This is a genomic window from Oceanispirochaeta sp. M1 (genome assembly GCF_003346715.1).
GTDB lineage: Bacteria > Spirochaetota > Spirochaetia > DSM-2461 > DSM-2461 > Oceanispirochaeta.
This window is the reverse complement of the sequence record NZ_QQPQ01000079.1, coordinates 1-8,847: the sequence shown is the minus strand read 5'-3', so window position 1 is coordinate 8,847 and position 8,847 is coordinate 1. Positions and strand designations below refer to the sequence as shown.

Sequence of the window (8,847 nt, the reverse complement as noted above, 5' to 3'; positions counted from 1 at the left end):
ATCTGAAATTGGTCTGTTGACCGGTGGTAAAACTTTCCTTAACTGTGATTCTCTGAATCCTAAACTGTATCTCATAATTGAATATCTCCTTAAAAAGTTGATGCTTCAACTATGTTGACACATAGGGGTGGGCAGGAGATATTTATTTTCTGGAAGAGCTTCTTAATTTTAATCTTCTGTGGGGCGGTTACGGTAGCTTTTTCAAGATAAAAGGAGCATTTCCCAAGTGCCTTCCTTTCCAATTCTTTTGAAGTTATGGCATTATGTTTATCATCTTCCACACGTAAAATACCCGCAACCAGGAGTATATAGAGAGCTCCATCAACGGCATCACCAGACCAGCCATAAGGAGGATTTTCGAATTCTGTACGAATTTGACTACCTGTTTTTCCTCCTCCAATGAAAGTCATGATCTGCTTACAAACATTGTTCTTTCCCACTTCTCCATCGTAATTAACCGCTTTGAGTGCATCAGGTGCACCTTTTGCTGCATTGCTGTATACCTTTCCCCATCCAGAGTGGTCAGCCATGTCAAACCGGCCAAAGAGTCGACTTAGGCTGTTCGCAGCAGCTTCACCCACCATTTCATCGAGATCGGAACCGTTTATCTCTGTTCCTCCACCCTGGAATATTCTAACACCGGAGAGGGCCTCATCCAGCAATTCCAAAACTCTGGCTTCTGCATTATTTCTTGTGGTTTCCATGGCTGATCGAGCTTCTTTACCCTCTGGTGTATTGGGAATCCCCCTTTGTTCCAGAGTGGCATTGGCTGCTTTTGCGTATATCATTTGATTGCGTAGATCATCCATGGAGCGGCTTGGGATAAATGAAAAAATAGCGGGAGAAGTAGTACCGGCTTGACGAGCATCTGCCCGAACAGAGTTGACATCGGTAACCCAGCCATTTCTGATCCATAAATAGATTTTTTTATCAGAATCTGTAGGTAGGTTGTTATCAAAGCAAAGAGAGATCTCCCTTGGAACCTTTGAATCCCCCTGGGGGAAGGATCGCCTTTTCAGTTTTTTATTGAAATGCTTTCGGATTCGATCTTCTCTGTCTGTTTCAATTCTATGTGATTCATTAGTTAGTAAGCCCTTCTGTTTTTCATATTCATCATTCCAGGCAGCACTTTCTTCTGTTTGAATTCGGTATTCGCTACCTACTCGTATTAAAAGCTCACATGAATCGAGAAGTGTAGGTAATTGACTTCTGAGAGCACTGGAGCCTTCAATGAGATTATCCACCATTAAGTCTGCCAAGGTATCCACATCAGCCAGGATTCCAATATCCTTGTTCCTGTCATTCAGTTTATTTATCAGAAAGGATAAGCCCACTGCCCGAGCGGTTAGTTTCTCTTTATCATTTCCTCTTTCATACCATTTCATGGTTGATTCATGGATTTTTCGTGGTAAAACCCGTGCCTGGAGCAGTTCATCGGCATTATTGAAGTACAGATAATCTGCAGGAATAACATTACCTAAAGGCTGGTCAGCATTTGTCTGAATAACCTTATGAATCATACTCAATTGATTTCGAAGCTGACTGTCTGTACCTGTTTGATCCAGGACTCGCAGAGTACGTTCCCAGAACCTACGACGTACAGGAAGAATAGGATAATCTTGAGTAAAGAATTGAATATCCTCTTGTGTATGTCCCAGTGTTGTTCCTTGTAGATGTCTGGAAATCTCTCCGAGATTTTTATCCATTATTTCTTTAATTGGATCTTTGGCCTCTGGCTTCTTGGCTAAAATAACCTTACGTATAACTGCATCCACATCTGCATCAGACAGTTCCACTCTCACGGTAAAACGTCCTTGAAGCTTTTGAAGGTTTGCAGTCCCTGTAACGGCAGTTTGCCCTGTGGCAATAAACATTAACTTACCACCTATGGACTTCACGATAGATTCTACCATCTCTTGTACTTCAATAGATCGCTCTGCACTGGTACCAATAAATTGCTGAACCTCATCCAGTACAATGAGTATTAGTGGAAGTTTTTCCTCTTTTGAAAGAGCTTGATGTATCGCTTTCAACATCTGTTCGTTGGTTATATCTCTAACATCGGGATAAAGATTTATCAACGCTTCAAGGCAGACCTCAGGTCTTGAAAATATATTGGGCTTTACCAAAGATAGGGCTTTATGAAGTCCCTCTGCTACATAGAAATTGTCCAGCTCTTCTTCCCAATCATATCCCAATGACACAACCTGCTTTTTTACTTCTTCGTAGATTTCTTCATGTTTTAACCAAAGAACGAATTTTGCAATAGGGTAAGATTCTGGAAGCCCTACTGATTTAAATATAATCCGCATTAGTGCAAGACGAACACTTCCCGAAGCCCCTGCTCCTAGTGTACCCGAGGCTGCATGCAATCCGCCATATCTCTTGCCCTTTATGGTTAATTCCTTTAAATGATCTTGTATCGCCTGAGGTAAATCGGCTACACCTCTAGCTGTAGCTCCATCGGGAAATTGAATATCGGTCCATAATGCTCGAAGCATCTTTACCAAATGAGACTTACCAGATCCATAGAAGCCACTTATCCAAACAGCGGGCTGCTGTGCCTGATCAATATTGCTTAGATAAGTATCAAGTATATCCTGCATTCCCTTTTCGTATTGGCCATCACAAACAAAGGTCTCTAACTCATAGCGCAATACTGATAATTCCTTTTCTGTTTGCTCATCGTTTACATAAGCAACACCCTCATTGGCTAACTTCTGAGTAGATGGTTCGGTGATATAAATATTTCTGTTAAGCATAGATACTCCTGAATTAAATTTCGTTATCGGCTGTTATAGGGACTGCTAGATAGTTCCAGCCATCATACCCATCTAATAATCTATAATTATTGTCTTCATAGCTTCCTGGAAAGAAAATTACTAATCGACCAGGAATCAAGGGAGCAATTTTATCAACAAGATCCTTTACTTTGATAAAACCAAAAAGAGAAGCCACTCCGGTAATTGCCACTACGGTTTTATTATCAATATCAACAACATCATTTTCAACTTTGTTAGTGATATATTGGGTAAGTTTGGGTATCAATGTGGAGATCAACTCTGGCTTTTCAAAATAGCGTTCTGCATAACGTTGGGATGAAAGCCATTCAGAAAATGAATAAGTAATATCTATGGATCTCCAATTATTCCCTGTTTCTTTTGTTGCTACTTCAAACTCATCAATACTTGCTCGTAATCGCAATTCTTCATTTTCATTATACACACAGAATATAACCCTTTGAGCTGCGGCAGAATCTTCCTTCCAGGGGATAGAAATATGCCTTTTATAAGAGTTAACCAATCGATTAAGTCTACTCATTTATTCCCTCCAGTTCTAAATCTGAAATAATCCCAGGAAAGCGCACTTCAATGACATCTCCTACTTTATTGAGATCTAACCAGCCTCTCATAGAGGCGGTCTCTGTATATTCAATGGCTTTTTCATAACCACAATCCAGGAAGGTAATATACTCTGATAAAAACAAATTCTGTCCCCGTATCCCTTTTAGATATCCAAGGAATAGGGCATAAGCCACTGCTGCAGTTGTTGGTTCAATTTCAGTTCGGATTTTATTATTTCGCCCTTGTAGATGACCACTTTGTGTCCAACTGGATTGTAGATTTCTGACTAGAGACTGAAGCATTTTTTCACTAAAGCGACCTGGATAAACATTTTCAATAAATTGCTCAAAATCAGTTTTATTTGATTGTTCCCCAAATACTAATTTTTTAATAAATGGAAAACTGTCTGTATATATCGAATCACGACAGAATGCTGTTAATCCCGCAATTAGTGGGAATGACTTCCTATCTTTTTCTAAGAAAGATCGCATTCCAAGGAAAATCAAATTATTGAGATCCAGTGAATAGAGATTCTGTAAATAATTTAAAGTATATCTACGATTACTTTCCGTTCTTTTCTGAAGACAATTATGCTCCATGACAGCAATTTTAAAATCATCTTTGGAAGCTTTAAGATTATCTTCATATTCAAGAAGAATCTGAAGATCACCAGTCATTATAGTTCTTTTGGTAAGGACAGAACCTTGTTCATATTTAAAACCTCGTTTAATGTTTCCATTGTTCATTTCTATCCTCGTTTATTACATTCTCATAGGTAGTTTATATTATCTGATAAAAGTCGATTATTCTATTAATATTTTATAAATGGAGGATTTCTGGCACACTCCTATTACTAGAACTGTATGATGGAATTAAAACATTGCCTTTACAAGGTGAGGTATTCTACCAATTTTTCCTCTATATATTTTAAATATGCTCTTTATTAATTGATTATGGATGTTGAATAATTTTGCTTTTCCTCAACATCCACTTTGACCCAACTGATCCTAACCCTAAAAAACGTAATACCAGTTAAGCCACATTTTAAGTTTCACAATACTTACTTTCTCATCAGGAATCTATCTCTCTTATATACTCATCATCCCAAATCTGAAGATATTTCCCATATATTTTATACTCATAATAAGTGAAATCAAAATAAACCATACCATTCCAGTAAGTGATAGAATGCCTGGAAGTCTCTTCAATCCAGATTCCATGATCAATTCCAATTAAGAGCCAATCATCCCCGAAATCAAGCAATTCACGAATAGTAGTGTTGTCCAGGTCTTTGTACCATCTGCCTTGAATGGTGTATTGCTCAGTGTATGGATCACAACCCGAAAGGAGAATTGTAAGAATAAAAATGAATAGTAGCCATTTCATGCTTCCCTCCAATATTCCTCCGGTGGAACATCATATAAATTGTACTAAGTTAGAGTATCAACAGAATAGTGACCTAGTATTTTAGGCAATGTATGAATAAGTAATCCCTCCTCCCCTGTTAAGGAGAATACCCTCTTGATTGGATTTTAACTAAAACCAGGAGGGTCTCTTAAGAGAGAATAGATTTCATAAACTTACCATTGAAAATTTAAGCAGAGTTTAGGACTAATATCAAACCCCAAATATCCTTGTACCCAATCTGAGTCAGTTTCTGTTTGATATCCATTAGTGGCTGAAAGTCTATAGTAGCCTGCCAAGTCTAAGGCGAGCCCTGAACCAAGTAATAGTGATACAGTTTCACTGAAATTAAATTTTGCTCCTAGCTCCAACCCTATACCCAGTGCTATATCTATTTCATTACTCGCAATAGATCCATAGTCATAATCATAGAAACTCAAGGAAAAAAACGAGACCAGGATATGCGGACCGAGTCCACCATAAAGTTGCACTACTTTTTCAGGATTTGATCTAAACCCCAGACCGAACTTCATATCAACTGCAAATGCACTGTCATAGATCTCACGAATGCCATATGTCTCAGTGTAGATTCCATCAGTGGCTGTTATCACATTAGGAAATCTTAGTGTGGTCGCAGAAAACCAACCATTCCGCTTTTCATCCTTGAAGGTATAGCCTTGAAGATTTAGACCATTACTTCCATATCCGACTGCCCCTGGTGAGAGTGCTGCAGAAGAGAAGCTGTAACCTGAGCGTTCGTAACCAACAGCGAACCATTGAGTTTTCTCAGCGAAAACAATTCCAGTTGAAACAATAAAGAAGATACACAGTAATAAGAATTTATTCATTTTTCCTCCAAAACTAAAAAAACATAATCACTTATTTACTTAACAGAAAATGATTACACCACCACTAATAGGAATCATCTTCTTAGATGATGCTTTTAATGCTCTGAACCAAGTGTTTATATAATATTGATTAATCGTTTGAGGGACATATGATGAGGGGGAGGATTGGATTAAGATATTTTCTAATATCTTTTGATTAATTTAGGGGTACATTTGTTAAGCTTCGTTGACTACAAATATTGATAATTTTGAAATATGATCTACTTAGTACATCCCTTGATGAGTATTCCAATACTGATATTCTCACTATTTTTTAGACTATTAAGAGTAAGAATTTCAATAAATTAAATATATATTTCATTAAGAAGGAAATTGTTTCTATACATCTTTAATAAGGCCTCTTTCTTATTCCAGACTGATAAAGAAATTCATCACTAAAAGAACTAAGTTTTCCTTTTTTATCTTCCTTGCAAGGAGGGATAACTATATCAGATCTCTTCTTATATCCTGCCTGAGTCATAAATTCCTGATAAAAATAACTTCCGTTAATATTAGTTTTAGCCATAACATGCCATATCAGATGGTAATTCAGATAAAAAAATAGAATGAGTTTTGGAATAGTATTCTCTGCAAAGTCAGCTGGAACATAAGAATGTATTTCTGAAATATATATTTCTTTATTAAAAGCTAGATCAAACCAACCTACAATATATAATGTCAATCCGATTGCTCTCAGGATATAACCAAAGCCTTTTGGTTTTGATATTCTGAAGATACAAGCTCCAATTATATTTTGAAATCCTGCACCCATAATACAGATAATCCATTTAAAGATGAAAAAAGTAGAAGCATGAGTACAAAAGCCTGATCCTGCTTCAAAATCAAAGGTCATTTTAGGTATTTGAAACGTGAAGATAAGCGCAGATATCCAATGTCCAAACTCATGGAGAATCAAGGTTATATCGGTAGGTCCCATATTCTTGCTATCCATCAAGATGTAAATTATCACAGGGATACAGAGAAATCGCCATAGTGCGTCCTTGTTATTCATACATAACCTCATCCTATAATAACCATGGATTTCTTTACCAAGTTAATCCTGCCCCATTCGATAGACATATAATGAGGATCATTAAAAGCTTATCGAATTTTTCTCATCCACTTTTCAAACTGAAGCCTATAATTGTACATAAAGTTGAGTTCTGAATGTTGAGCCATTAACAGAAGCCTGCTAGCTTTTCTACTGTGACCATTGTTTTGCAGAACATTTGCTTTACGTTTTAAATCAAAAGAATTGTGCAAATAGAAATACTGTCCTTTATGCTCTTTCTGACTTCTATAGACTGCTTTCAATTCAAATCGACTTTTAAACCACCCATCAGGAGACTTGTACAATTTCATAACTCTTCTACCTGACATAGGACATAAAAAATAGAAACGTAATCCTCCATACTGACAAGGAATTACTTCAATTGTTGATGTAATCCGGGCACCACTCTTATACCCATGTACATCTACTCTTCTAGATTCAGATGTTGTTATTAATCTAAAACTCAAACCATCAGAATAAAACTCTTCAGTGTTATACTGTTCAAAGTATATAAGAGCTGCATTCAAATGCTCATTTATGCTACGAATAGATAGCTCCTGGAGAGATTCAATGATCAAACTATTACTATAAGCAATTCTTCCCATACGAAAATTATAAAACTCATGTCAGAAAATTAATAGCTCTAGATCTCTATTTTTTCCGAAATACTTTGGAAATTGGTTCGTTTTGTTTCATAAGTTATGAAACAGACATGAATTACATTTCAAATGCTCCCTGAGCTTCTTCAAGGATTGCTATAGTCTCTTCACGATAAGCGTCAACCCCTCTTTTATTGCCTAGTAGATTTCCAACTTTCGCAATCTTCCTAGTATCCTCTAGTCCTTTGATTCATAGCTAAACTTTGTATGATAAAAAATGAACCTTGAAAGATCCTGGAAGAATGTATGAAAGAAGGAACTTCAATTAGACCTCTGCTACTAATGCATCAGCTTGATGAATTTCAGCTTCAATGTGGAACCGATCAGTCATTGTTGTTATTATTTCTGTCCAAAACTGACTTATGTGGGAAGGGATTGTTGGACATCCAATAATCCCTTGAACTATTCCAGAATCCCTCATTTCCAAGAATAAATTTATTATCTCATCTACCAGTTTTTCCTTTGTCGTATAATAAGGTGTCTGTTCAAAAATGTTTATAGTCTTGTTAGTGAGTATTGAGAGTTGCTCATTTTCCTTGCTTATATCTGACCATGTAGAAAGAGGCTCTTTCTGTAATAATGAGTCTTTCCAATATCTCAATAAATGGGCATCTGATATATAAGACTCAGTTTTATTTGAAACAGAGACAACAGTCTCAATACTCCCTCTTATATCTATTTCTCTACTTTCTCTAATTTCATTACTTTCCTTTAATTTTTTTTCTTTACTTTCCTTTAATTTCTTTTCATTTGCGAGCATTTGCGATAGGTTTGGGATCGCTTTGCGCTCGCTATGCGAGAATCCAGTGATTCCTTCTGCAACTTCTTCAATATCTTTATCACTCATACCTTCAAGTACTTCTTTTTCAATATGCTTATAGCGTAACAGATTACCCTTAATTCCAGAGATTCTCTTCTTCTCCTTTCCTTCAAAATATGGCTGTAGAAACATGATCAAACTTGAAGAGAAAAAAGTTTCTTTAGAGTCAAAATGGAACAATCCGTAATTTGAAATTACTGCTTGAACTTTTTGCACCGATGTTCCGAAGTCATCTGCTAATAAGTCAATATCTTCTAGAGGAAAACGATAGTCTGTCTGCTCCCGAAGGACTTCAAGAATCATAAAAAAGATCCCATATCCTTCTACACCGAGCTCCTTCCTGACTCTTTTAATTTTTCGGTCTTGTCTAGCATTGTAAAAATGAGGAAAATAAAATGCATCTTTTTCCATTACAACACCACCCTATATAAATCTGATAATTTTTTAATCATTATTGTTTCTTGTTGAAAAACGCTCACTATCCACTCCCTTCAAGGGTGTACCAAGGCTCTCTAACTGCATACTTATCAAGAGTGCCGTTAGTACACTTCCCTGTGCGGAATCCGGATGATACCGGACACCTATTCCGGACATAACCGGACACTCATTCCGGGTTTTACCGGACAGCAATTCCGGGAATAAACGGACAGTTTTAGCCCAGACTCCGGAATGAAATATTCCT

General features: G+C 36.8%; 9 protein-coding genes. All 9 read right to left on the bottom strand.

The genetic code is table 11. From position 1 onward, the window contains the following. Positions 1 to 89 precede the first annotated feature (89 nt). Positions 90 to 2,762, bottom strand: a complete 2,673-nt coding sequence (gene brxC / locus DV872_RS25205; RefSeq protein WP_114632743.1) for a BREX system P-loop protein BrxC — start codon at positions 2,760 to 2,762, stop codon at positions 90 to 92. A gap of 13 nt (positions 2,763 to 2,775) precedes the next feature. Beyond that, the gene (locus DV872_RS25200; protein ID WP_114632742.1) at positions 2,776 to 3,321 is read right to left on the bottom strand and encodes a BREX protein BrxB domain-containing protein; all 546 of its coding nucleotides are present in this window, start codon (positions 3,319 to 3,321) and stop codon (positions 2,776 to 2,778) included. Next, positions 3,314 to 4,090, bottom strand: a complete 777-nt coding sequence (locus DV872_RS25195; RefSeq protein ID WP_114632741.1) for a hypothetical protein — start codon at positions 4,088 to 4,090, stop codon at positions 3,314 to 3,316. Before DV872_RS25195 ends, DV872_RS25200 begins: the two co-directional genes overlap by 8 nt. A gap of 325 nt (positions 4,091 to 4,415) precedes the next feature. Next, entirely contained in the window at positions 4,416 to 4,730 is a 315-nt protein-coding gene (locus DV872_RS25190; RefSeq protein WP_114632740.1) for a hypothetical protein, read from the bottom strand. Between the two features lie 194 nt (positions 4,731 to 4,924). Then, the gene (locus DV872_RS25185) at positions 4,925 to 5,596 is read right to left on the bottom strand and encodes a hypothetical protein (protein WP_114632739.1); all 672 of its coding nucleotides are present in this window, start codon (positions 5,594 to 5,596) and stop codon (positions 4,925 to 4,927) included. 388 nt (positions 5,597 to 5,984) lie between these two features. After that, positions 5,985 to 6,587, bottom strand: a complete 603-nt coding sequence (locus DV872_RS25180; RefSeq protein WP_147283270.1) for a hypothetical protein — start codon at positions 6,585 to 6,587, stop codon at positions 5,985 to 5,987. Positions 6,588 to 6,736: 149 nt separating this feature from the next. Continuing rightward, complete coding sequence (locus DV872_RS25175) at positions 6,737 to 7,291, bottom strand: hypothetical protein (protein WP_114632737.1); 555 nt, start codon at positions 7,289 to 7,291, stop codon at positions 6,737 to 6,739. A 319-nt stretch (positions 7,292 to 7,610) separates the two neighbouring features. Next, the gene (locus DV872_RS25170) at positions 7,611 to 8,576 is read right to left on the bottom strand and encodes a DUF4373 domain-containing protein (RefSeq protein WP_114632736.1); all 966 of its coding nucleotides are present in this window, start codon (positions 8,574 to 8,576) and stop codon (positions 7,611 to 7,613) included. A 33-nt stretch (positions 8,577 to 8,609) separates the two neighbouring features. Further along, positions 8,610 to 8,847: hypothetical protein (locus DV872_RS27060; protein WP_216664452.1), on the bottom strand; the 238-nt coding region annotated here is incomplete at its 5' end.